The 22,384-nt window shown below is 69.3% G+C and carries 19 protein-coding genes; 6 read left to right on the top strand and 13 right to left on the bottom strand.

The genetic code is table 11. The annotated features are described in order from the left end of the window. Positions 1-46: 46 nt before the first annotated feature. Entirely contained in the window at positions 47-454 is a 408-nt protein-coding gene (locus AB0I06_RS30745) for a DUF6278 family protein (RefSeq protein WP_363122114.1), read from the bottom strand. A gap of 221 nt (positions 455-675) precedes the next feature. Here AB0I06_RS30745 and AB0I06_RS30740 point away from each other — a divergent pair, with 221 nt between their 5' ends. Further along, complete coding sequence (locus AB0I06_RS30740) at positions 676-2,442, top strand: SGNH/GDSL hydrolase family protein (RefSeq protein ID WP_363122113.1); 1,767 nt, start codon at positions 676-678, stop codon at positions 2,440-2,442. Here the strand turns inward: AB0I06_RS30740 and AB0I06_RS30735 are convergent. From AB0I06_RS30735 to pcaC, 3 genes are read right to left on the bottom strand one after another with little or no spacing between them, the layout of a single operon-like run. After that, positions 2,439-3,218, bottom strand: coding sequence for an exodeoxyribonuclease III (locus tag AB0I06_RS30735; protein WP_363122112.1), 780 nt, complete (start codon positions 3,216-3,218; stop codon positions 2,439-2,441). The genes AB0I06_RS30740 and AB0I06_RS30735 overlap by 4 nt on opposite strands. A gap of 53 nt (positions 3,219-3,271) precedes the next feature. Next, a complete protein-coding gene (locus AB0I06_RS30730) occupies positions 3,272-3,907 on the bottom strand; it encodes an MBL fold metallo-hydrolase (RefSeq protein ID WP_363122111.1) in 636 nt (211 codons plus the stop codon). Between the two features lie 32 nt (positions 3,908-3,939). Next, positions 3,940-5,247: a 4-carboxymuconolactone decarboxylase gene (gene pcaC / locus AB0I06_RS30725; protein ID WP_363122110.1), complete on the bottom strand. Its 1,308-nt coding sequence runs from the start codon at positions 5,245-5,247 to the stop codon at positions 3,940-3,942. A gap of 581 nt (positions 5,248-5,828) precedes the next feature. Here pcaC and AB0I06_RS30720 point away from each other — a divergent pair. Continuing rightward, positions 5,829-6,803, top strand: coding sequence for a helix-turn-helix domain-containing protein (locus AB0I06_RS30720; RefSeq protein WP_363122109.1), 975 nt, complete (start codon positions 5,829-5,831; stop codon positions 6,801-6,803). Positions 6,804-6,881: 78 nt separating this feature from the next. Here the strand turns inward: AB0I06_RS30720 and AB0I06_RS30715 are convergent, their stop codons facing one another. The 7 genes from AB0I06_RS30715 to AB0I06_RS30685 form a co-directional block, all read right to left on the bottom strand. Then, positions 6,882-7,706 (bottom strand): carbohydrate ABC transporter permease, encoded by an 825-nt coding sequence (locus tag AB0I06_RS30715; protein WP_363122108.1) that lies wholly within the window; start codon positions 7,704-7,706, stop codon positions 6,882-6,884. Between the two features lie 11 nt (positions 7,707-7,717). Then, on the bottom strand, positions 7,718-8,572 hold the full coding sequence (locus AB0I06_RS30710; RefSeq protein ID WP_363122107.1) for a sugar ABC transporter permease: 855 nt from the start codon (positions 8,570-8,572) through the stop codon (positions 7,718-7,720). A 106-nt stretch (positions 8,573-8,678) separates the two neighbouring features. Beyond that, positions 8,679-9,932 carry an ABC transporter substrate-binding protein gene (locus AB0I06_RS30705; protein ID WP_363122106.1) on the bottom strand — a complete coding sequence of 418 codons (1,254 nt, stop codon included), beginning with the start codon at positions 9,930-9,932 and terminating at the stop codon, positions 8,679-8,681. Between the two features lie 261 nt (positions 9,933-10,193). Next, positions 10,194-10,880, bottom strand: coding sequence for an alpha/beta hydrolase (locus AB0I06_RS30700; RefSeq protein ID WP_363122105.1), 687 nt, complete (start codon positions 10,878-10,880; stop codon positions 10,194-10,196). A 125-nt stretch (positions 10,881-11,005) separates the two neighbouring features. Further along, positions 11,006-13,750: an AAA family ATPase gene (locus tag AB0I06_RS30695; protein WP_363122104.1), complete on the bottom strand. Its 2,745-nt coding sequence runs from the start codon at positions 13,748-13,750 to the stop codon at positions 11,006-11,008. 617 nt (positions 13,751-14,367) lie between these two features. After that, positions 14,368-14,538, bottom strand: a complete 171-nt coding sequence (locus tag AB0I06_RS30690) for a pirin family protein (RefSeq protein WP_363122103.1) — start codon at positions 14,536-14,538, stop codon at positions 14,368-14,370. Between the two features lie 77 nt (positions 14,539-14,615). Next, the gene (locus tag AB0I06_RS30685; RefSeq protein ID WP_363122102.1) at positions 14,616-15,341 is read right to left on the bottom strand and encodes an alpha/beta hydrolase; all 726 of its coding nucleotides are present in this window, start codon (positions 15,339-15,341) and stop codon (positions 14,616-14,618) included. A gap of 563 nt (positions 15,342-15,904) precedes the next feature. Here AB0I06_RS30685 and AB0I06_RS30680 point away from each other — a divergent pair. Next, positions 15,905-16,741: an alpha/beta hydrolase gene (locus AB0I06_RS30680; protein WP_363122101.1), complete on the top strand. Its 837-nt coding sequence runs from the start codon at positions 15,905-15,907 to the stop codon at positions 16,739-16,741. Positions 16,742-16,906: 165 nt separating this feature from the next. Here AB0I06_RS30680 and AB0I06_RS30675 read toward each other — a convergent pair whose 3' ends face one another. Then, complete coding sequence (locus AB0I06_RS30675) at positions 16,907-18,037, bottom strand: low temperature requirement protein A (RefSeq protein ID WP_363122100.1); 1,131 nt, start codon at positions 18,035-18,037, stop codon at positions 16,907-16,909. Positions 18,038-18,087: 50 nt separating this feature from the next. Further along, complete coding sequence (locus AB0I06_RS30670) at positions 18,088-19,455, bottom strand: NAD(P)/FAD-dependent oxidoreductase (RefSeq protein WP_363122099.1); 1,368 nt, start codon at positions 19,453-19,455, stop codon at positions 18,088-18,090. Between the two features lie 236 nt (positions 19,456-19,691). Here AB0I06_RS30670 and AB0I06_RS30665 point away from each other — a divergent pair, with 236 nt between their 5' ends. The 3 genes from AB0I06_RS30665 to AB0I06_RS30655 all read left to right on the top strand — a co-directional run bounded on the left by AB0I06_RS30665 (position 19,692) and on the right by AB0I06_RS30655 (position 22,270). Continuing rightward, entirely contained in the window at positions 19,692-20,270 is a 579-nt protein-coding gene (locus AB0I06_RS30665) for a DNA starvation/stationary phase protection protein (RefSeq protein ID WP_362760879.1), read from the top strand. Positions 20,271-20,510: 240 nt separating this feature from the next. Continuing rightward, a complete protein-coding gene (locus tag AB0I06_RS30660) occupies positions 20,511-21,617 on the top strand; it encodes an LLM class flavin-dependent oxidoreductase (protein ID WP_363122175.1) in 1,107 nt (368 codons plus the stop codon). After that, positions 21,614-22,270 carry a CE1759 family FMN reductase gene (locus tag AB0I06_RS30655; protein ID WP_363122098.1) on the top strand — a complete coding sequence of 219 codons (657 nt, stop codon included), beginning with the start codon at positions 21,614-21,616 and terminating at the stop codon, positions 22,268-22,270. Before AB0I06_RS30660 ends, AB0I06_RS30655 begins: the two co-directional genes overlap by 4 nt. Positions 22,271-22,384 lie beyond the last annotated feature (114 nt).

Below are 22,384 nucleotides of genomic sequence, written 5' to 3'. Positions count from 1 at the left end.
GCCGTATTTACGTCGGACTTTGGGGCGGCGGGCGTCGTCATGGGGCTCACGACTCCGCGACTTCGGCGTACAGCTGCGACAGCTCGGGCACTCCGTTGACGGCCCACTCCTGCCCGGAGTCCACCACGTCGAACTCCCGGCCGGAGGCCAGCCGTACGACCGGTTGCCCGTCGGACCGGATCTCCCAGGCGGCTCCCCGCACGGTGCGCACGATGACGGAGCCGAGGTAGAGCCCGGCGTCGTTGCCGAGCCAGGGCAGCATCTCCTCGTCGTCCCGCCAGCGCGGTACGAGCTGGTCCAGGGCCTCCAGGGAGGCCGCCGAGTCGTCCAGCCGGACACCCTCGCGGTACGCCTGGGAGCGGAGCAGTTCGCACTCGGCGAGGAGTTCCGCGATGCCCGCGGGGTCGGGGAACCCGACCTTCTGGCGTCGGTTGCCCAGGAAAGGGATGTTCATACGTCCAGCGTGTCATTCGCACCGCCGTACGCACCACAGGGCGCGCGGACCCGCCGATCCGGGTCGTGTTCAGGCCGAGTTCACGCGACGCGCGTTGACGGCTCACTCCCGTCTCCCTAACTTCACCGTGCGCTTCATGCCCCGGCGGTCGTTACCTCTTCGGTTCCGTCCCTGCGTCCGGTGTTGTCGCGTCGTGTGTCAGTGAGCGGGAGGAGTCGGCCGTGCGCCGATCTGTCCGGAGGATCCTCGTCGTCCTGGCCCTGTGCGGGTCGCTGGTCCCGGCCGTCTCCGCACGGGCCGTGGAGAAGGGGCGGGCCGCGCCGGTGCCACTGGAGCGGCTGTTCGACAACGTGGCCGTCAGCGAGGACGGCCGGCCCGGTCAGGCCGACTTCGACGAGTCGGGAGCCTCCCTGTCGGCGCGGGACCTCACCGCCGCGGGCTGGACGCCGGGCCGTGCGCTCACGGTGCAGGGCGCCCGGCTGACCTGGCCGAAGCGGCGGCCCGGCGAGCCGGACAACGTCCGCGCCGCCGGGCAGGACGTGCGGATCACGGGGCGGGGGGACGCCCTGGCCTTCCTGGTGGCGGGCACCGCCGGCGCGGAGGTGGGCGGCCCGGGCACGGTCACGTACGCGAACGGCTCCCGCTCCGGGTACCGGCTGACCGCGCCCGACTGGCGCACCGGGCCGCTCGCGACCAAGGCGGTGGCCCTGCCGCACCTGAACACCCCGGGCGGCCAACTCACCGGGCCCGCCCGCCTCTACGTCGTGACGGTACCGCTGGTCCCGGGGCGCGCGGTGGCCTCCGTCCGGCTGCCGCGCGCGACCGGGCTGCACGTCTTCGCGCTGTCGGTACGGACCGCCACGCGGGGCTGGACGGGCAGCTGGACGACGGCCACCGGCGGCTACACCGCCGTGGGTCCCTGGACGGACCGGACGCTGCGGCTCGTCGTGCACACGTCGGCCGGCGGGCCCCGGGTGCGGGTGCGCTTCGACAACACCTTCGCTGCGGCTCCGGTGCGGATCGGCAGCGCGAGCGTCGCGGTGCAGGCGTCGGGCGCCACCGCGCGGGCCACACCGGTGGCGCTGGCCTTCGGCGGGGCGCCGGGCGTGACCATCCCGGCCGGGGGCCAGGCGTACACCGACCCGCTCGGATTCTCCGCCCCGGCGGACGCCAACCTGCTGGTGAGCTTCCATCTGCCCGGCACGGTGTCCGCGGCGCCGGTGCACGGGCTCGCCCAGCAGCGCTCCTACGTCAGCGAGCCCGGTGATCACGCGGCGGACGGCGCCGCCGGGGCCTACACCGCCACGATCACCCGCTGGCCGCTGCTGGCCGGGGTCGACGTGAGCGGCGGACCCGGCTCGGTGGTGCTGCTCGGCGACTCGATCACCGACGGCGACAAGTCCACGGTGGACGCTAACCGGCGCTGGCCGGACGTCCTGGCCGGCCGGCTCCTGCGGCAGAGCACCGTCCCGCGCTACGGCGTGCTGAACCTGGGCGTCTCGGGCAATCGGGTGGTCACCGACCGGTACCCCGGCGACGGGATCTCCACGGACATGGCGGGGGTGAGCGCCCTGCACCGCTTCGACCGGGACGTCCTCGCCCAGCCGTCGGCGCGTACCGCCGTCGTTTTCGAGGGCGTCAACGACCTGCGGTGGGGCGCTTCGGCGGAGCAGGTCGTCGCGGGGCTGCGCGAGCTCGGGGCGCGCGGGCACGCCCGGGGGCTGCGGATGCTCGCGGCGACGATCCTGCCCTGCGAGGGCGAGGCCCGGTGCACGGCCGCCGTCGACACCGAGCGCGTCGCGGTGAACGAGTGGATCCGCGACGCTGGGGTCTTCGACGGGGTGCTCGACTTCGACGCCGTGCTCCGGGACCCGCAGCGGCCCGCGCGGATGCTCCCGGCGTACGACAGCGGGGACCACCTGCATCCGGGCGACGCGGGACTGGCGGCCCTGGCGGACTCGGTCGACCTGCGGCTGCTGCGGGGCTAGACCTCCAGGTCCACGACCACGGGCGCGTGGTCGGAGGCGCCCTTGCCCTTGCGCTCCTCGCGGTCCACGTAGGCGTCGCTGACGGCCTTGGCGAAGGGCGCGTTCGCGTACACCAGGTCGATGCGCATGCCGCGGTTCTTCGGGAAGGCGAGCTGGCGGTAGTCCCAGTACGTGAACGGGTGGTCGTACTTCAGGGGCCGCGGGACCACGTCCGACAGGCCCGCCTCGCGCAGGGAGGTGAGGGCGGCGCGCTCGGCGGAGGTGACGTGGGTGGAGCCCTCGAAGAACGCGGGGTCGAAGACGTCGTCGTCCGTCGGCGCCACGTTGTAGTCGCCCATCACCGCGAAGGGGCGGCTGCCCGCCGCGTCACCGGCGACGGCGGCCTTGAGGGCCTCGAACCACGCGAGCTTGTAGGCGTAGTGCGGGTGACCCACCTCACGTCCGTTCGGCACGTAGACCGACCAGACGCGGAGCGGGCCGCAGGTCGCCGAGATGGCACGGGGCTCCACCGAGCCGTCGTACCCGGGGTCACCGGGCAGGCCCTTGACGACATCCTCCAGACCGACGCGGGAGAGCACCGCCACGCCGTTCCAGCGGCCGGTCGCGTGGACCGCCGACTCGTAGCCCAGCTCGCGCAGTTGCTCCGCGGGGAACTGTTCCTCGGAGACCTTGGCCTCCTGGAGGCACAGCACGTCCGTGCCGCTGCTCTCCAGCCAGGCCAGGAGCCTCGGCAGGCGGGCGGTGATCGAGTTCACGTTCCAGGTCGCGATGCGCATGTCCCACAACCTACCCGGCGGGTACGACAACGCGGCCAGGTCCTTCGAGGGCCTCAGACCTCGGCGGAGTCGCCCGGTGTCAGGCGCAGGTGCTCGGAGCCGCCGAGCTGCCCGATCTGCCGGTCGTAGATCGGGCGGGCGAGGTCGGTGAGGAGGGCGTCGTGGACGTCGTAGGCGCGCTGCGGCTCGACCTCGCGCACGTAGTCGATGACCTCGGAGATCTTGCTCCAGGGCGCCATCACCGGGAGCAGCAGCGTCTCGACCGGCCGGCCGGGGACGGTGAGGGCGTCGCCGGGGTGGAAGACCCGGCCGCCGTCGACGAGGTAGCCGACGTTGGTGACGCGCGGGATGTCCGGGTGGATCACGGCGTGGAGCTCGCCGTGGACCTCGACGTCGAAGCCCGCCGCGCTGAAGGCGTCGCCGTGGCCGACGGTGTGGACACGGCCCGGGAAGGCGGCGGAGATCTTCTCCGCGACCGCCTCGAGGGTCCAGATCTCGGCGGCCGGGTTGTTCTCCATCGCGGCGCGCAGCCGGGACTCGTCGAAGTGGTCGGGATGCTCGTGGGTGACGAGGATCGCGTCCGCGCCGAGCGCCGCGTCCTCCTCGCTGAAGGCGCCGGGATCGAGGACGAGGGTCCGGCCGTCCTTCTCGAGGCGGACGCAGGCGTGCGACTTCTTCGTGAGCTTCATGGTCTCCATCCTGCCTCGGGACCGTGCGCGGCTCACTCCTGCGGCGTGGTCTCCTCCCGGATGACCTGCTGGGCCACCTTGAACGCGCTGTTCGCGGCCGGTACGCCGCAGTAGACGGCCGCCTGGAGCAGCACTTCCTTGATCTCGCCCGGGGTGAGGCCGTTGCGCAGGGCGGCTCTGGTGTGGAAGGCGAGCTCGTCGAGGTGCCCGCCGGCGACCAGGGCGGTGAGGGTGACGCAGCTGCGGGTGCGCCGGTCGAGGCCGGGGCGGTCCCAGATCTCACCCCAGGCGTAGCGGGTGACGAACTCCTGGAAGTCCCCGGAGAACTCGTCGGCCTGCGCCAGCGCCCGGTCCACGTGCGCGTCGCCCAGCACCTCGCGGCGGACCTTGATCCCGGCGTCGTACGGGTCGGGCCGGGCCGGGGCCTGCTGCGGTACGGCGACCGGGGCGATCTCGGCGACGGGCCCGGCCTGCGGGGGCTGCGGCGGGGCGGGCGACAGCACCGGCTTGAGGGCGGCCGGGGGCAGGGCGTTCGGGCCTGTGGAGGTCTCGAAGACGGGCTGCCAGGCCGTGGAGAAGTGCCGCACCAGCAGGTCGGTGACGGCCGCGGGCTGCTCCACGGGGACCAGGTGGGAGGCGCCGGGCACGACGGCGAGGCGGGCGTCGGGGATGCCGGCGACCAGGGTGCGCGCCTCGGCGGGACCGGTGACCTGGTCGTCCGACCCCACCAGGACAAGGGTCGGCACGCCGACCCGGCCGAGTTCGGTGCGCACGTCGAACGAGGCCAGCGCCTCGCAGGAGGCGATGTAACAGCCGGGGTCGGTGGTGCGCACCATCTGTACGGCCCACTCGGTGATCGCGGGCTGCGCTGCGGCGAACCCGCCGGTGAACCAGCGCTCGGGCGCGGTACGGGCGATCGGGTCCAGACCGTTCGTGCGGACGATCACGCCTCTCTGCCGGAACTCGTCGGCCGTGCCGAAGCGGGGCGAGGCCGCGATCAGGGCGAGCGAGGCGAGCCGCTCCGGGTGGCGCAGGGCCAGCTCGATGCCGACGGCTCCGCCGAGCGCGCAGCCCGCGTAACCGAAGCGCTGCACGCCGAGCCCTTCGAGCGTGACCAGCAGCCGCGTGGTGAGTTCGGCGACCGACCCGGCCGGGTACGCGGGGGCGCCGCCGTGGCCCGGCAGGTCGAACCGGAACACGCGCCACTGTCTGGTCAGCTCGGGGACCTGGCGGTCCCACATGTGCCAAGTGGTACCGAGGGACGGGCCCAAGATCAGGACTGGGGCGTCTTCTGGCCCGTCGAAGCGGTATTGCAGCGTATTGATCTCGGTCTCGCTCACGGGTTCACACCTTCATCTGTCACGATCTGTCACACGCCCCCTGCGAGACCTCCCCATGCCTCCGCTGCTGGAAGCAGGTCCGCCACGTCCGGCTTCACGTACCACTTCTTCGTCGTCTTGACGTTCCTGTGCCCGGCCCACAGGCGAGCAGGTGATCCGGCACCCCATGGTTGGCGTGGTACATGAGGCAAGACGCCCGAGCATCGTACAGACGGACTGCATGGCCGTTTCCATCCATGACCTTGCAGGCCCGCTCACGCAGCTGCCGCTCACTGGCAAGCGACTTGGCATCCTCCACCACGGACTTGTTCCCCATGACCGTCCGGGTGTTGGTGATGGACACAGCGGCAGTGGCTTCGTCCAGCGCCCGGCCGGCCCGAGACCAGCAGCGCACCGTCCCCGGCCGGTGCTCGACACATCTCAGCCCCTCCCCCCGCCCCGGCCGATCTAGCGGATTCACGCGATGCGCCGACTCAGGAGTGGCTGGCACGGTGTTCCGGAAGGAACACCGGTTCTTCGGTGACCCGGGAGTCCAGTGACCAGAACCGAACCGCTTGCCGACAACGCTTTCAAGGGGCCAAATGTCCGTCGTCCTTTCCACCGCAGAGCTGTCCGCGGCAGACCGTAGCGAGCGCTGGCATGAAGCAGTTTCGCAGACGTTTGTACCACTGAATGTTGATATCCTGGAAGAAGATCCGTCACCAGGAAGAATCGTCACCCATCATTTGGGTGCCATGCAGATATCGGACGTCCAGGCCGGCTCTCAAGAGGTGACGCGCAGCAAGCGCCTGATAGCCCGGGACGGCAAAGAATACCTCATACTCACGCTTCAGCACCGAGGAAGCGCCGTCAAGGAGCAGGACGGGAGGGAATGCCTGATAGAGCCGGGGAGCTTCTCGATCTCGGATTCTTCTCGCCCTTTCAGGAAGAAAGTCGAAGGCAAGTTCCATTTCACCTCCTTTCATTTCCCTCGAAAGGAGCTTCGCGTGCGGGACGAGGACCTGCACGCGTTGACCGCGAGAGCGTTCTCGAGCCATGACGGAAGTGCCGCACTGGTGGCGACCTATTTCGCGCAGATGGCGCACGCAGGAGCAGCTTTCGACGAAGTCATCGGCCGTCGGTTCGTCGCCTCCGGGCTCGACCTGCTGGCGCTCTTCATCGACGAGCAGCGTGGCCGCTTCAGGCCTCAGCCTCCTGAAACCGCCACGGCCATGGTGGTACGGGTGAAGGGCCACATCTTGCAGAATCTCTCCGACCCGGACCTGTCACCCACCACGATCGCCGCCGCTCACTTCATTTCGGTGCGTTATCTGCACAAGCTGTTCCAAGCGGAGGAAACCACCGTCGGCGAGTGGATCCGGGCGGAGCGACTGGAGCGATGCCGTCGGGACCTTCTGCGGTCCCCGGCTCAGGGACTCGGGGTGGCGACCATCGCCCGACGCTGGGGGTTCGTGAGCCCAAGCCATTTCAGCCGTGTTTTCCGTGCCGCTTACGGCGTGGCACCTCGTGACTGGCAGGCTCACGGCCTGTCCTGTGAGCGGCGCACGGACGGGTGACGTGTTCCCGGCGGAACGCGTTTCGCGGAGCGGCTGATTGCGAGCCGGCGCCGACCGCCGGAATCGGGACGGATCCCCTCAGCCTGCTCTCACGGCTCCGCTCGTGGCGCCGGCCGTGACATGCCGCTGTGCGACGACGAGCAGCAGGACTACGGGGACGGATGCCATGACCGTGGTGGCCATGACGGCGTTCCACTGCTCCGTATGCGCACCGAGGTACTGGTAGATGCCCAGGGTGATCGGCTGAACGGTCGGCGTGGTGGTCAGCGTGAGGGCGAAGAGGAAGTCGCTCCAGGTGAAGAGGAAAGTGAAGACGGCAGCAGTGATCAACGCGTTGGTGCTCAACGGAAGCACCACGGAACGGAAGACACGGAGTCTGCCGGCTCCGTCCACGCGGGCGGCTTCGATGATCTCCCTGGGAATGGTTCTCATGAACGAATGCAGGATGATGATCGCGAAGGGGGTTCCGGCGGTGGAGTCGGCGAGGATCAGCCCGACGTGTGAGTTCAGGAGTCCCAGGTCGGTGTAAGCGCTGTAGAGCACGTTGGCCACGACGATGTTGGGCACCATCTGTGTGATCAGGATGCCGAGAAGGGCGAGGTCGGTTCCGCGGAGGGAGAACTGTGCCAGCGCGTAGGCCGCCGGCGCAGCCAGCCCGAGGCTGAGAGCCACGCTGCAGAGGGCGATGACGAGGCTGGTGAGAAGGTTGGGGCCCTGCTCGCGCAACGCGACGACGTATCCGCTGACGTCCGGGGGAAGGGGGAACAGGTCTCCCCCGAGTGTGTTGCCCGTCGACTGGAGGGAGGCGTTCACCATCCAGTAGACGGGAAACAGCATCAGCGCGAGCAGGACGATACCGACAACCGTGAAGGACAGCCGGCGCCGGCTCGGGGAGGGCTCCACGGAATGGTCTCTCAGCCGGTCAGCGCACGCCGGTTGGCGCGCAGATGGACGACGGCGAACGCGAGCGAGAAGACGATGAGCACGTTGCTCAGTACAGCACCGCGCCCGAACTCGAACTGCTGAAAGGACAGCTCGTAGGCCCGCGTGGCGATGGTCTCCGTGGCCCCCGCCGGTCCTCCACCCGTCACCACCAGGATGATGTCCAGCACTTTGACCGTGTAGACGACGCCCAGCACCAGGACGACGCTCACCACAGGCCGCAGCAGCGGCCACGTGACGTGCCGGAACGCCATCACCGGTCCGGCGCCGTCCAGCTTCACCGCCTCGTACAGGTGCGTGGGAATGTCCTGCAGGCCGCTGTACAGGATCGCGGTGTTGAAGGGGATTCCGACCCAGATGTTGATGAGGATCACCGACACCAACGCCTGTGATGTGCCGGTGAGCCAGGGGACACCCGACGACGACAGGTGGAGGCCGCGCAGCGCCGCATTGACGACTCCCGTGTCGGGGTCGAGCATCCACCTCCACGTCGCTCCGGAGACGACCAGTGGCAGCAGCCACGGCAGCAACAGGAGCGATCGCAGAACGCGGCTGAGCGGGAAACGGTGCTGGAAGAAAAGCGCCATGGCCAGGCCGAGTACGAACTGTCCGAGAATCGATCCGACGGCGAACAGGACCGTGGTGATCACGGCCTGGGAGAACAGGTTCGCCGTAAGAACTTTTGAGTAATTCCGCAGTCCCACGAACGGGGCGTCCCCCGTGTAGAACGTGGTCGCCGTGTACTGCTGAAAACTCATCGCGATGTTCTTGACGAGCGGGTATCCGAAGAACAGCAGCAGGTACGTTCCGGCGGGCACGACAAACATCCATTGGGCCAGCCGGTCCCCGAAGCGAACCCGGCGTGCCCTCCGTGCCCTCTCGTCGGCACCACCGTCGTCCCGGCCGGCGCCCGACCGGAAATCGAGAGACCGGTCAGTCACTGGTCGCGATCTCTTGCGCATGCCTGAGAGCTTCCTCCGGTGTCTGCTCCCCCGTCAGTGCGGACTGGATCGCGGTGTAGATCCCGGTCGCCGCCTTGGGCCACCTGACGCCGAGTTCGCCGGTACGGACGCGGGCTCCTGCCACACTCTTGACGAAGACGGCCATCGCCGGGTCCTGTTCGGCGTACCGGGCGGCGACCGCGGTGCGGGACGGCACCGTGAAGTGCTGCTCCGCCAGGGTGAGCGTGTTGGGGGCGCTGTTCAGGCATGAGAGGACCTCAGCAGCCTTCTTCTGCCGCTCCTTGGAAGAGTTCTGCGGGACCGTCCACACCTCTCCGCCCAAGGGCGTGACCGGGTCCTGCCCCCCTCGGGGAACGGGAACGGGGGCCACCCCCCAGTTCATGTTCCTGTCCTTGTTCAGGGCAGCGATCCGCCAGGGCCCGTTGATCATCATCGCCGTCCGGCCGGCGGCGAACTGATCGTGGACGTCGGCCTGTGTCCAGTTCAGCACCGACTTCGACATGGATCCGTTCTTCACCAGGTCGACCCACAGTTGGAGCGCTTGCGCGGCCCGCGGAGTGTCCAAGCGCTTCTCGTGCCCGCCGTTGGACCACAGGAAGGGGAGGAACTGCCAGCTGCTCTCAAAGGTGGCATTCGCGTCGACCGCCATGCCGTAGCGCCCCTGCCGGGTCAGCCCGCCGGCCGCCTCCTTCAGTTCGTCCCAGGTTCTCGGCACGGCGACACCGGCCTCGGCGAGCATGTCCTTGTTGTAGAAGAGGGCGACCGTGCTGACGTAGGGGGCCAGCCCGTACACCTTTCCCTCGTACGTGCCCGCCGACAGGATGCCCTCGGCGAAGCCGTCGGTGTCGATGCCGTACTGGTCCAGCGGGGTCAACGCACCGGTCTGGGCGATCTGCTGAAGGTCGGCGTTGTCCAGCATCAAAAGGTCGGGAAGGGTCCGGGACGACGCCTGCCGTAGGACCCTGGGGATGAGGGACGCCGGCGGAACGCTGGTGTGCTCGACCGTGACACCGGCGGTCTTGCCGCACGCGGTGAGCACTTCGTTCCACTGGGTGTGCTCGGACCGCTGAGTGTAGTAATCGAGCACGGTGATGGAGGTGACCTTGCCGGCGGCGGAGCCGTCACCGGCTCCGCCGACGCACCCGGTGGTGGCCAGCACCAACACCACGGCTCCGGCCAGGCGGGCGGCGACGCGCCGCATCGGCCGTCCAGCCGGTGAGATCATGCGATTGCCTTTGCGGTGCGTACGGTGTGCGAGCCGGGGACGGTGTCGCAAGGACTGCGGGCTCTTAGGGCGGCGGTCAAGGCAGCCCGGACCGGCGGCTTCTGTTCGAATGCATCTTAAACACCCCGCTGGACCGTGCCGCGGGGCACACTGACGATTGACTGCCGCGCAGGGCTTTCGGCAGCGGTTTCCGGGCCCGCGCAGATGTGTGATCCGCTGTTCGCCGTTCGGCGTCTCCGCTCAAGGCCGTCGCCGCCTCGGTCACTGTCCCTGTTCCGCCGCTTCCCGGATCATCGCCACCACGGCTTCGGACTGCGACAGCACAACGGCGTGCGACCCGTCCAGCACGTACTCGGTGGCCGCCATGCGTTGCGCCATGAAGCGCTGGGCGGTGGGATGGAGAACCCGGTCTGCGTTCGCGATGGCGTACCAGGACGGCATGGAGACCCATGCGGGCGGACCCGATCGGCTGGTCAGTGCGTTGCAGGCGATCGGGCGTTGCGTCACGGACATCAGCTTCGAGGCTGAGGGCGTCAGATCAGCGGCGTAGACCTGAGGGAACAGCTCCTTGCGGATGTACAGCTCGCTGTCCGGGCCACCGGGAGTCCGAGTCGGCAGAGCGGCGGTGTACGTCGCGTCGGCGACGGGCGCTGGGGCGAATCGGTTCATGATGTCCAGGACGCACTCGCCTGCGTCGAGACCGAACGCTGCGACATAGCACAGAGCCACGACGTTGTCGGCGGCGGCTTGGGTGATGACCGCGCCACCGTAGTCGTGGCCGACCAGAACGACAGGCGTGTCGATGTCCCGCAGCATGCTCCTGACCGAGGCGGCGTCCTGCGCCAGACCGCGCAGCGGATTCGCCGGAGCCCGAACGGTCAGTCCGTCGGCTTGAAGCAGACTGATGACGCCCGCCCACGACGAGGCGTCCGTGAACGCACCGTGCACAAGCACGATGGTCGGGAGTGAGGAACTGGGTGCGTGCATGCCGGTGGCCTCCGACTGTGTGGGGATGCCCCAGTCGTACGCGTCCAGGCCCGGCACTGCATCGCGCGAACGTACCAATGTATGGCTCAGCTGTCGGGCAGGGCCATGACCACGTTGGCCAGCTGCACCCGGGAGTTGATCTCCAGTTTGCGGAAGACGGACGTCAGGTGGGTGTTGACCGTGTGCGGGGAGACCACGAGCAGTTCCGCGGCCGACCGATTGGTGTGGCCCTGAGCGATGAGGCGCGCGATCTTCCTCTCCGAGGCCGTGAGAGCGTCCCATCCCTGCGCGGGGCGCTGGACGGGCGCTGCCCTGCCGCCCGCGGCACCCGCGCTCTGCAAAGCCTGGCGGACACGTGCCGCGGCGGCGTGGGCGCCCGACTCGGTGTACGTGTCACGGGCACGGATCAGTGCGACCACAGCCTGCCGCTTCCGGCCCGCCGACAGGAGTGCTCTTCCGAGATCGGCGAGCGCGGCTGCGCGGACCAGCGCGCGGGGGCTGGCGTTGAGCAGTTCCACGGAGCGTTCGAGCATGGCGAGATCGTTCTTCACGAGCCCGAGGGCTTGTGCCGCGATACCCGTGGCGGTAGGCACGGCAGGGTTGCGTCCGGCGTGGGCTTCGGCCTGTGCGGCGAGGTCCTCGGCCAGTTCGTGGTCCGCGGCGCTCAAAGCCATGCGTATCGCGGAGTCGACCCAGTCGCGCAGGAGCCGCCAGCGCATGAAGGCTCCCGCCTGCTGCACTTGCCGGATTTTGGCGACGGAGAGGCCCACCTCCCCGCGCGCCTCGGCGTGAACCGCTTCCAGAAAGAGCACGGCGGCGGTGTTACCCGGGTTCGGCTTGGCCGCCAGTCTTTCCCGCGCCGCGCTCAGATGCTCCCGCGCTGCTTCCTGGTCACCTCGCAAGAGCGCGATCCGCGAGCGGATCACGCGTCCGTTCACCTGCTGGACGGGGACCTGCACCTCGTCTTCCAGGTGTTCCATGGTCAGGAAACTGGCGTCGGCGTCGTCGAGCCGGCCGAGGCCGAGATCGTGCTGGCCCTGGGCCCACAGCATCATCGCCTGGCGCGGCGCTCCCGCTTCCGTCGCCTGCAGGAGCAGCCGTTGCCCGGTCTCGAAGTCGTCCACGTGCAGGTGCGCGACGATCTCTTCGGGCAGGAAGGCGGAATCGATGGCGCTCAACGCGGCGAAACGTTCCAGCGCGAGCGCGTTCTCACCGGCGTTCTGCGCGATCTCACCGAGCCCGGACAGAGCCAGGATGTGTGCCTCCCGGTCACCGATCACGGTGGCGTCACGCAGTGCGGTCTCGCCGGCCTCGCGCGCTGCGGCCAGATCGTACTCACGGGACAGGGCAAGCGTGCGCAGGGCGGCCAGCCTCGCCGCGATCTCCGGGGGGGCGCCCCCCAGGGCAAGAGCGGCTTCGGTCCGGCGGCGCAGTTCACCGGCGAGGTCCATGCTCCACAGCGTCCCGCCGAGGGCGGCCTGCAGCCGACCGAATACCTCCAGCGGTGGCCGGGCGGCCAGTAGCTCGTCACCCGTGGACAGGGCGTCCCGGCTCCTGCCGGCTCGGGTCAGGACGAGTATCGTCTGCTCACCCACTGCGAACCTCAGCGGCCGTACCGACGGCACCAGGGCCAGGGCACGCCTCATGAGGTCGGCCGCAAGGTCCGGGGTGACCGCCAGTACGTCATCAGCCGCACGCTGAAGCAGCGCCACGGCTTCCACGTCTCCGGGCACGGCACCCCGCAGAACGTGGGGCACCGCGTCGATCGGCTGGTGTCCCGCGGCGACCAGGACACGTGCGGCTTCTCGGTGCAGTGTTTTGCGGGCCGACGGGAGAATGTCGGCGTAGACCGCCTGGCGCAGGAGATCATGCCTGAAGGCCAGGTGCTCACCGTCATCATCGAGGAGCCCCGCGCGCACGGCTTCCTCAAGCGCCGCGATGAGTGTGGCGGGCGGCCGGTCGCAGAGTGCGGCGGCGTCCCGCAAGCCGAAGGTGCGTCCCAAGACCGCGCCCATCTGGAGGAAGCGCAGTGTGTCGGGTTTCATGGACCTGAGTCTGCTGCGGACGCCCACCACGAGTCCCGGGGGCACGAAGTCGTCCGTCGCCTCGGCGGTGCGCAGACCCGCGAGCATCTCGACGGCAAGAAACGGGTTGCCGCCCGCTCCGTCGAGCAGTTCACGGACCCGCTCGTCGACCGCTGCCCCGAGTGCGTCGTCGGCCAGTTGAGTGATGGCCTCGCCGGTCAGGGGGCCCAGGGGCACCGTGACTGTCGTGAAGCTTCCGGCCGCGGCCGCGACGATCTCCTCTGCCGGGCCCGCAGGCTCCCGTCGCCCGGTCAGTATCCACAGCACCGGCGAGGTTCGCAGACGCGTCGGAAGCTGCTGCAGGGCGAATCGGCTCAGCGGGTCGGCCCATTGCACGTCGTCCAGACCGATCAGTACGGGCACATCGCCCGCTCTGGCTTCAATCACTTCGGCGAGGCGTTCCACCAGCCAGATCCGTTGGTCATGATTGCGGGCGAGGTCGGCGAAGACATCGCCGGACAGCAGCGGCTGTTCACCTTGCAGGACGCATGCTGCCAACGACGACAGCGGCACGATGTGATGCAGTTCATCGGCCTTGCCGACGCTGACGGAGAAGCCTGTGGCCCTGGCCTGGGAGACGACTTCGGCGAGCAGCGTGGTCTTGCCGATACCGGGTTCGCCCTGAATGAGTGCCATCCCGGCGCTTCCGGCGCGGGCCACAGAGTTGATCAGTGTCTCGAGCTCTGCGAGCTCGGCCTCCCGTCCGCGCAGACCGCTACGGGACAGTGGCCTGCCTGCTCCTGCCATCCTCAGAACCCACTCCGTGCGCACCAGCCTGCCGAAGCCGGTCTTCCTCCACGCCGACGGGTGGCTTCGCTCTTCCGCAGGCCATGACGTTCGGTCACCCGGCCTCGGGTGACCTGAGTCCCGTCCGAGGCATTCGCCGGCTCCCCGGGCGCGGCGAGAGATCGCGTCCTGCGGCGACCTGTGTCCCCGTCGGCCGGGAACCGGACCGTCTCGATCACAAGGGTCACGGGCACATGCGTTGTGCGGTGGACACTTGTCTCTCCGTGCACTCTAGCTGTTCCCTGTGCGCACCCGGACGGCTGCACCACCATGGTCTCTCCGTCAGCGTCCAGGCAGCGTGAGAGACGACGGAGCCGAGCTCGTACACGGTGTCCCGGCCGAGTACCGGCATGACCTGTACCCCCATGTCGACGAGGTTCGCGGCCAGGGGCGACGCACAGATCTCTTCCTCGAACGGCGTCCCACCCGGTAGCACGGCAGTGGCCGGGTATCCGGCTCGTTCGCCGGCGTCCGGCAGTCGTTTCCCGTCTCGAGGCGGACCAGTCCCGCAGGGTGCGGCAGCGTTCCGGCCGTCCGGACGTCCTCTTGATCGACAGCCCGACAGGCGTCAACAACGCTCAGGAGCAATACACCTGGCCGTCTGTCATGAGCCTCAGCTCGACCGGCCATGCGAAGGCGTTGCCGCCCAGGCTGTCGCGGTGCTCGGCCTGCCCGTTGAACAGCCGGCGCACGGCCTGCCGGCCCGTGTGTGGACAGGGAGCGACTCCCCGACCCCGTGTCGGAGACATCGCTCGGCCGTGATGCTCGACGAAGCACCGAGCGGGTCGCCGCGCGCGACAGACAACACGGCCGGGGGAAGGCCGGCTCAGCGAGTGGTGGCCCGGACTGCGTCCTCGATCAACTCGATGACGGTCTCCGGGTGAGCGAGCGTCACCAGGTGGGAGGAGGCGACCTCAACGATGGTCATGCCGGCCCGTTGATAGCCGTAACGCTGCACTTCAGGGCTGATGGCGCGGTCCGCTGTGGCGACCAGCCCCCAGGACGGCTTGGTCTTCCACGCAGCCATCGGTGCTTTCTCGGTGAGAGCCTGCACGGCAAGCGGACGCTGGGAGACCGCGAGAACGGCCGCGATACGCGGGGCGACGTCGGCGGCGAAGACGGAGGGAAATCTGTCGATCTCGACCGTCACGTCGGTGCCCTGCGTGGTGGAGCCATCGATCGGAACGGGTGTGTGGACGAGCGCGCCAAGGAGGTCGGAGGCAGCAAAGCCGCTCTGCAGGTCCATCAGGCTCTCGCACGCGTCTGGGGCGTAGCCGGCCACGTAGACCAGCGCTCGGACGTTGTCCTCCGTCCCCGCGACGGTGATCACGGCACCGCCGTAGGAGTGTCCGACCAGGACGACCGGGCCGTCCGTCTCACGGACGAGCAAGGCGATGTGGGCGGAGTCGCCGAGCAGACCACGATTGGGGACCGCCGGAGCCGTCACGTCCAGGCCACGTGCGATCAGCTCGGGGATGACACGGGCGAAGACGGAGGCGTCGGCGAAGGCGCCGTGGACCAGCACGACGGTCGGGCGGCCCGTACGGGACATGGCACAGCTCCCTGCTGTGGAGGTGATCGGCTGGTGCGGTCCGGGAGGTCGGGCGAGGCCCGCCGGCTGTATCGGAACGAGCGGCTCTGTGAGATACGGGCGGGTCGGGCTCGGTGCCTTCACGAGCCGGACCGGAGCAGGCGGGACCCGAACCGGGACCATGGGTCACGGGCTTGAACAGCACGTTAGAGGCCTTCCGCGACGACCCCTTGTCCGGAGGTGAACCACCTGTGATCCCTCCGCGCATGGCAACGGCCGAGTCGACACACCGGTCACGCCCGCTCGGGCACCTCGACAAGTCGTGTTGCGAACTCGTGGGAGCCTCGCGCAGCAGCACGTCGGGACGCGCCCTCCTTCTCGCACTTCCAGGCAAGAAGCGATGCACTCAAGAACAACACGGGACGAGATGCCCTGACTAGCGTGATGCCGTCCCGTGCAGCGCATGCCGCGAAACGCCTGGGCATCAGCCGCCGAAGAGCCGATCCCCTCCGCACGGCGCCCCGCCTCATCGAGTCGGAGCACGTCTCTGCGCGCACCAGTCACACCGAACGAAGGAAGAGACCTTGCCTTACATCACCGTAGGTCGGGAGAACTCCACCAGCATCGACCTCTATTACGAGGACCATGGCACCGGCCGGCCGGTCGTCCTGATCCACGGCTTCCCGCTCGACGGGCATTCCTGGGAACGGCAGAGCGCCGCGCTGCTGGACGCGGGCTACCGTGTGATCACGTACGACCGTCGCGGCTTCGGACAGTCCAGCCAGCCGACGACCGGATACGACTACGACACCTTCGCGGCCGATCTGAACACCGTGCTGGAGACGCTCGGCGTGCAGGACGCCGTCCTGGTCGGGTTCTCCATGGGCACCGGAGAGGTCGCCCGGTACGTGTCCACCTACGGTTCCGCGCGGATCTCCAAGGTCGCCTTCCTCGCCTCGCTGGAGCCCTGCCTGCTCAAGACCGACGACAACCCTGACGGAGCCGCTCCGAAGGAGTTCTTCGACGGCGTCGTCGCGGCCGTCAAGACGGACCGCTACGCGTACTACACGGACTTCTACAAGGACTTCTACAACCTTGATGAGAACCTCGGCTCGCGCATCAGCGAGGAGGCCGTGCGCAACAGCTGGAACGTCGCGGCGGGCGGCGGCTTCTTCGCCGCGGCCGCCGCGCCGTCCACCTGGTACACCGACTTCCGGGCCGACATCCCGGCCATCGACGTGCCGGCCCTGATCCTGCACGGTACGGGTGACCGGATTCTGCCGGTCGAGGCGACAGGACGGCCGTTCCACAAGGCACTGCCGTCCGCCGACTACGTGGAGATCGAGGGCGCCCCGCACGGACTGCTGTGGACCCACGCGGAGGAGGTCAACAGCGCGCTCCTCACCTTCCTGAGCAAGTGAGCCCGCCGCAGGCCCGCCCGGCGGGCCTGCGGATCGAGAGCGCCGTCGTGGTCACTGGCAACAGGGACCCCGATGGCGCTCCCGCGCGTTCGAGAGCCCGCCGGGCCGACGGCACCGGCCATGAACGGCACTCTGCGGCACACCCGTGAGCCTGCGCCCGTGTGTTCATTGCCGCTGTCTCACGGTGACCACCGTGACCAGTCCGCCCAGGAACACGCCGGCGACGAGCGCGGGCGCCGGCGACCACGCTGCCAGCAGTACGCCGACCGCGGTGACGACGAACGGGACGCGTTCGGCCACCCGATGCTGGTGCGGCCGCAGGTGTACGGCCCAAACCGTGATCAGGAAGAGGGCAGCCGGGACGGTGACCGCCATTCCGGCGCCGACCGACGATGCGCCGGGGTGGCGAGTGACGTGATCGGCGTATGCGGCCAGGCCCGCGCCCTCCGCGGTGGCCGAAGCGAAGATCAGGTAGTGGCCGTAGGCCCAGGTGAACCGCCTGCGGGGAGCCTGGTGCGTCGTTGCGAGCAACGCGGGCGCGGGCTTGGCGAAGTACAGCCACCACATGGCATAGGCCATGAGCAGGCCGCCGGCGGCCAGCGCGTACAGCGCACCGGTGCCCTGATGCCGGTCGAACGCCCCCCGCACCGTGACGGTGGCAGCCGCGACGGACTCGCCGAGCACGATGAGGGTGAACAACTCGTAGCGTTCGGCAATGTGGTGCGGATGCCACGGGGTCATTCCCGCGGACTGCGCCCAGACGGGGACCAGAACCTCCGCGAGGATCATCACCGCGGCTCCGGGCAGCCGGGCCTCGGCGGGGAGAAACAGCAGTGCGACCCAGCCGAGTTGGCAGACCGTGATTCCGGCAGCGAAGCGGAGCGTGGCTTTCCGTCGAGCCGGGTCCGAGAACGCGGCCCGCAGCCACAGCGCGGCCAGTGCCGTACGCAGCACCACATAGCCGAGGGTGATGACCAGCAGGTCCCCGTCCTCGAAAGCGCGGCTGACGCCGGCGGCAAGGATGAGGGAGCCCGTGATCTGTACCAGTACCGTCAGCCGGTAGGGGGTGTCGTCGGGGTCGTAGGCGGAGGCGAACCAGGTGAAGTTCATCCAGGCCCACCAGATGGTGAAGAAGACCAGCGCGAAGCGCAGGGCACCGGCCAGGTGGTGCCCGTGTGCCAGCGCCTCGTGGAGGCCCTCCGACGCCTGCGCCACCGCGACGACGAAGCACAGGTCGAAGAAGAGCTCCAGCGGGGTCGCGGAGCGGTGCGGCTCTCCGGGGTCGCGACCTGACATGGTGCGCCACCGTCGAGCGGCGGGAACGGTCCAGGACGACTTCATGCGGCTCAGCGGAGGGCTCCCAACGCCGTCCCGACCGCCCGGTGGAAGGTGGGATAGGTGTAGATCATGTGCCGGAGGCGGTCGACGGGCACCGCGGCGTGGACGGCGACGTTCAGCCCGTACAGCACCTCACCGCCCGCGGGCCCGGCCGATGTCGCCCCGACCAGCACGCCGCGGTCGGCGTCCTCGACCAGCTTGATGAACCCCTCACCGCCGGGCCCATGGATCCAGCCACGCGTGGAGGAGGCCAGGGGCAGCACACTGGTGGCTACCCGCATTCCCCGTTCCCTCGCCTGTTGCTCGGTCAGCCCCACGGCTGCGATCTCGGGGTCCGTGAAGGTGACCCGTGGCAGCGCCCGGTAGTCGGCGTCGGGACCGGGCCGCCCGAGGATGTCCCGAACGGCGATCTCCGCCTGATACATCGACACATGGGTGAAGGCACCCCGCCCGGTGATGTCGCCGACAGCCCACAGCCCCTCCGCGGCCCGCATCTGACCGTCCGTGGAAACAGCCGGCGCCGCGGGATCGAGCCCCACCGTCTCGACTGCCAGTGCGGTCAGGTCGACATGACGCCCCGCCACGACGAGCAGCCTCTGGGCGTGCAATGCCTTCGCGCCGTCGCCCAGCAGCACGGTGAACATGGCACCGTCATGACCCACCTGCCGGGCCCGCGCACCGGTGAGGACACGGACGCCATCCGCGCGGAGGGCCTCCGCGGCCAGTTCCCCTGCTTCCGGCTCCTCCCGCGACAGCAGCCGGTCCTGCCCCTCGATCACCGTGACGTCACACCGGAACCGAGCGAACACCTGGGCTATCTCCACACCGGCGGCGCCTCCCCCCAGGACGATCATCGACGTAGGCAGTTCCCGGGTCGCCATCGCGTCGCGATTCGTCCAGTACGGCGTTTCCGCAAGGCCCGGCACCGACGGGACCCGGGGCCGGGTTCCGGCGGCGAGCACGACACCGCGCCGGGCCCGCAAGGTGCGGCCCCCGACGGTCACCCGGCCAGGCCCCGCCAGACGCCCCGTTCCACGGACAAGCCGACCGCCCTTGGCCACCAGCCGTTCGACCGCCACCTGGTCGTTCCCATCGTGGGTGGCCTCGTCGCGGATGCGTCCGGAGACCTTGGCCCAGTCGGCAGTGACCTCCGTTTCACCGGCGAGGCCGGGAACCCGGCCGGCCTCGGCCAACAGATTCCCGGCCCGGATCATCATCTTGCTGGGCACGCACGCCCAGTACGGGCACTCGCCCCCGACCAGTTCCGCTTCGACTCCCACCACGTCCAGCCCCGCCTCGGCCAGCGTGCCCGCGACGTACTCGCCGCCGGGCCCCAAACCGACGACCACCACGTCCGCCTGCTCGTCCATGCTCATTGCCGTACCTCGTTCCGCCTGTCTCCGGGCGTAGTCGTCCGGCGAGGCTAGAGAGCCCTGGAGGAGGGGATCAGTCCTCCGGTGCACGGAGGTTGGCCCGAGAGCGAATGCCCGTGGCGGGCGGCGGGCACAGTGCGCTGACGGGTACCACCGCATGCGCTGCCGAGCAAGGCGGTCTTGTCGCGCCGCCTAGCGTCACTCGGGTACACCCAGCACGGCACCGCAGGAGGCGGATCATGACCACCAGCTCCCATCACGTGAGCGGCAGCCAGCCGTGGCTGCACCAGAAGGGCGAGGTGATCCAGGACTTCGGGACCGTCAAGCAGTTCCCGCTCGGCCTGTCGTACGAAGCCCGCATGTACTCCTGCCAGCGTCTGAACAAGGTCCTCGCGGACACGCAGATCCTCTACGGCCTGTACAAGAAGCACCACTGGCTGATGCGCGGCGCGACCTTCTACCAGTTGCACCTCGTGCTGGACAAGCACGCGGGCGAACAGTTGGAGCTCGTGGACACCATCGCCGAACGCATTCAGTCCCTGGGCGGCGTCGCGGTGGGGGACCCCCGGCACGTCGCGGAGATCACTTCCATTCCGCGGCCCCCGGACGGTGTGGAGCAGGTGCCGGCGATGCTGTCACGGCTGCTGGAGGCTCACGAAACCATCCTGGTCGAGGCCCACGACGCCGCCGCGCGCACCGGCGAGCTGGGAGACGACGGCACCAATGACCTGCTGGTCTCGCAGGTGGTGAGGACGGGCGAACTCCAGGCCTGGTTCGTGGCCGAGCACCTGGTCGACACGCCCCTCGTCCGCTCCTGAACCGGCGAGGACGCCCGTGCCGCGGCCCTGGCGGGCCCACGGTGCGGCGGTGGCGGGCGTCTTCGTGGTCCAGTCCGCGGTGTCAGGCACGGGCCGAGCTCTCGAAGGAATGGGGCATCACCCTTTTTTGACGACGCCGCCGCCTGCCCTCTGCGCATCGGCTGAACCGACGCAATCACCCTGCTTTTCACATCCGACAGGACAGTACTGATGTCACAAGGACAACCCGGAGTCGTGGGCATGCAGTTCGGCATCTTCACCGTCGGCGACGTCACCCCGGACCCGACCACGGCACGTATGCCGACCGAGCATGAGCGCATCAAGGCCATGGTCGCCATCGCGCTCAAGGCCGAGGAGGTCGGGCTCGACGTCTTCGCGACCGGCGAGCACCACAACCCGCCCTTCGTGCCCTCGTCGCCGACCACCATGCTCGGCTACATCGCGGCCCGCACCGAGCGGCTGATCCTCTCCACCTCCACCACCCTCATCACCACCAACGACCCGGTAAAGATCGCGGAGGACTTCGCGATGCTCCAGCACCTGGCCGACGGCCGGGTGGACCTGATGCTGGGACGCGGCAACACCGGCCCGGTCTACCCCTGGTTCGGCAAGGACATCCGCGAGGGCATCAACCTCGCCGTCGAGAACTACGCCCTCCTGCACCGCCTGTGGCGCGAGGACGTCGTCGACTGGGAGGGCAAGTTCCGCACCCCTCTCCAGGGCTTCACCGCCACGCCCCGCCCGCTGGACGGCGTACCGCCCTTCGTCTGGCACGGCTCGATCCGCTCCCCCGAGATCGCCGAGCAGGCCGCTTACTACGGCGACGGCTTCTTCCACAACAACATCTTCTGGCCCGCCGACCACACCAAGCGCATGGTCGAGCTGTACCGGACGCGCTACGCCCACTACGGGCACGGCACACCCGAGCAGGCGATCGTCGGCCTCGGCGGCCATGTGTTCATGCGGACGAACAGCCAGGACGCGGTGCGCGAGTTCCGCCCCTACTTCGACGCCGCCCCCGTCTACGGGCACGGGCCCTCGCTGGAGGACTTCACCGAGCAGACCCCGTTGACGGTCGGCTCGCCGCAGCAGGTCATCGAGAAGACGCTGGCCTTCCGCGAGTACGCCGGCGCCTACCAGCGCCAGCTGTTCCTGATCGACCACGCCGGGCTCCCCCTGAAGACCGTCCTCGAGCAGCTCGACCTGCTCGGCGAGGAGGTCGTGCCGGTGCTGCGCGAGGAGTTCGCCAAGAACCGCCCGGCGAACGTGCCGGACGCGCCGACCCACGCCTCGGTGCGTGCCGCCAAGGAGTCCGAAGAGAGCCGGGAAAAGGTGACGACCGCATGAAGCTCGTCGTCGTTTCGGCCGGACTGAGCGTCCCGTCCTCCACCCGGCTACTCGCCGACCGCCTCGCTGCGGCGGCCGCGCGGGCCGTGACCGCACCGGAACCCGCCCCTGCCGACGTCCATGTGCTCGAACTGCGTGACCTCGCCGAGGAGATCGCGCACACCTTCACCAACGGCTTCCCCGGGCAGAAGCTGTCCGCTGCCTTCGACGCGGTGCGCGCCGCGGACGGCCTGATCGTCGTCACACCAGTGTTCTCAGCCTCTTACAGCGGCCTGTTCAAGTCCTTCTTCGACGCCCTCGGTGCCACCGACGACAACGCCGTCGCAGGCAAGCCCGTCCTGATCGCCGCCACCGGCGGCACCGCTCGTCACTCGCTGGTCCTCGATCATGCCCTGCGTCCCCTGTTCGCTCACCTGAAAGCCGTCGTTGTCCCCACTGGCGTGTACGCCGCCTCTGAGGACTGGGGCGCCGCAGGGCTCGGACAGCGTACGGAGCGCGCGGCCGGGGAACTGGCGGCGCTCATGGGTGGACTGTCCGCCACACGCCCGCCCCAGCGCGACTCCTTCGAGTACGTCACCCCGTTCGAGGATCGACTCGCTGCGCTCAACCCTGTTTCCAGCCCTGACGAAGCGCGCCACGCCTTGGAAACATGAGGCCTTGCGCATGGTGTGTTCCGTCCGAACGCCGGTGCTGCCGGGGTCGGTCGACTGAGGGATGGCCCGTGCGCTGCCAGGCCAGTCGCAGTGCGCTCACCAGAAATCGGGTCG

It is taken from the genome of Streptomyces sp. NPDC050674, assembly GCF_040654575.1.
Classification (GTDB): Bacteria; Actinomycetota; Actinomycetes; order Streptomycetales; family Streptomycetaceae; genus Streptomyces.
The sequence above is the reverse complement of the archived record's forward strand: the minus strand, read 5'-3'. Positions and strand labels throughout refer to the sequence as shown.

What these genes read in the sequence shown, in the direction of transcription:
- AB0I06_RS30745 (WP_363122114.1), bottom strand. Translation starts at nt 454, where the DNA reads ATGAACATCCCTTTCCTGGGCAACCGACGCCAGAAGGTCGGGTTCCCC.
- AB0I06_RS30735 (WP_363122112.1), bottom strand. Translation starts at nt 3,218, where the DNA reads ATGCGCATCGCGACCTGGAACGTGAACTCGATCACCGCCCGCCTGCCG.
- AB0I06_RS30730 (WP_363122111.1), bottom strand. Translation starts at nt 3,907, where the DNA reads ATGAAGCTCACGAAGAAGTCGCACGCCTGCGTCCGCCTCGAGAAGGAC.
- AB0I06_RS30720 (WP_363122109.1), top strand. Translation starts at nt 5,829, where the DNA reads ATGTCCGTCGTCCTTTCCACCGCAGAGCTGTCCGCGGCAGACCGTAGC.
- AB0I06_RS30710 (WP_363122107.1), bottom strand. Translation starts at nt 8,572, where the DNA reads ATGTTTGTCGTGCCCGCCGGAACGTACCTGCTGCTGTTCTTCGGATAC.
- AB0I06_RS30705 (WP_363122106.1), bottom strand. Translation starts at nt 9,932, where the DNA reads ATGATCTCACCGGCTGGACGGCCGATGCGGCGCGTCGCCGCCCGCCTG.
- AB0I06_RS30695 (WP_363122104.1), bottom strand. Translation starts at nt 13,750, where the DNA reads ATGGCAGGAGCAGGCAGGCCACTGTCCCGTAGCGGTCTGCGCGGACGG.
- AB0I06_RS30690 (WP_363122103.1), bottom strand. Translation starts at nt 14,538, where the DNA reads ATGTCTCCGACACGGGGTCGGGGAGTCGCTCCCTGTCCACACACGGGC.
- AB0I06_RS30685 (WP_363122102.1), bottom strand. Translation starts at nt 15,341, where the DNA reads ATGTCCCGTACGGGCCGCCCGACCGTCGTGCTGGTCCACGGCGCCTTC.
- AB0I06_RS30675 (WP_363122100.1), bottom strand. Translation starts at nt 18,037, where the DNA reads ATGTCAGGTCGCGACCCCGGAGAGCCGCACCGCTCCGCGACCCCGCTG.
- AB0I06_RS30670 (WP_363122099.1), bottom strand. Translation starts at nt 19,455, where the DNA reads ATGAGCATGGACGAGCAGGCGGACGTGGTGGTCGTCGGTTTGGGGCCC.
- AB0I06_RS30665 (WP_362760879.1), top strand. Translation starts at nt 19,692, where the DNA reads ATGACCACCAGCTCCCATCACGTGAGCGGCAGCCAGCCGTGGCTGCAC.
- AB0I06_RS30660 (WP_363122175.1), top strand. Translation starts at nt 20,511, where the DNA reads ATGCAGTTCGGCATCTTCACCGTCGGCGACGTCACCCCGGACCCGACC.
- AB0I06_RS30655 (WP_363122098.1), top strand. Translation starts at nt 21,614, where the DNA reads ATGAAGCTCGTCGTCGTTTCGGCCGGACTGAGCGTCCCGTCCTCCACC.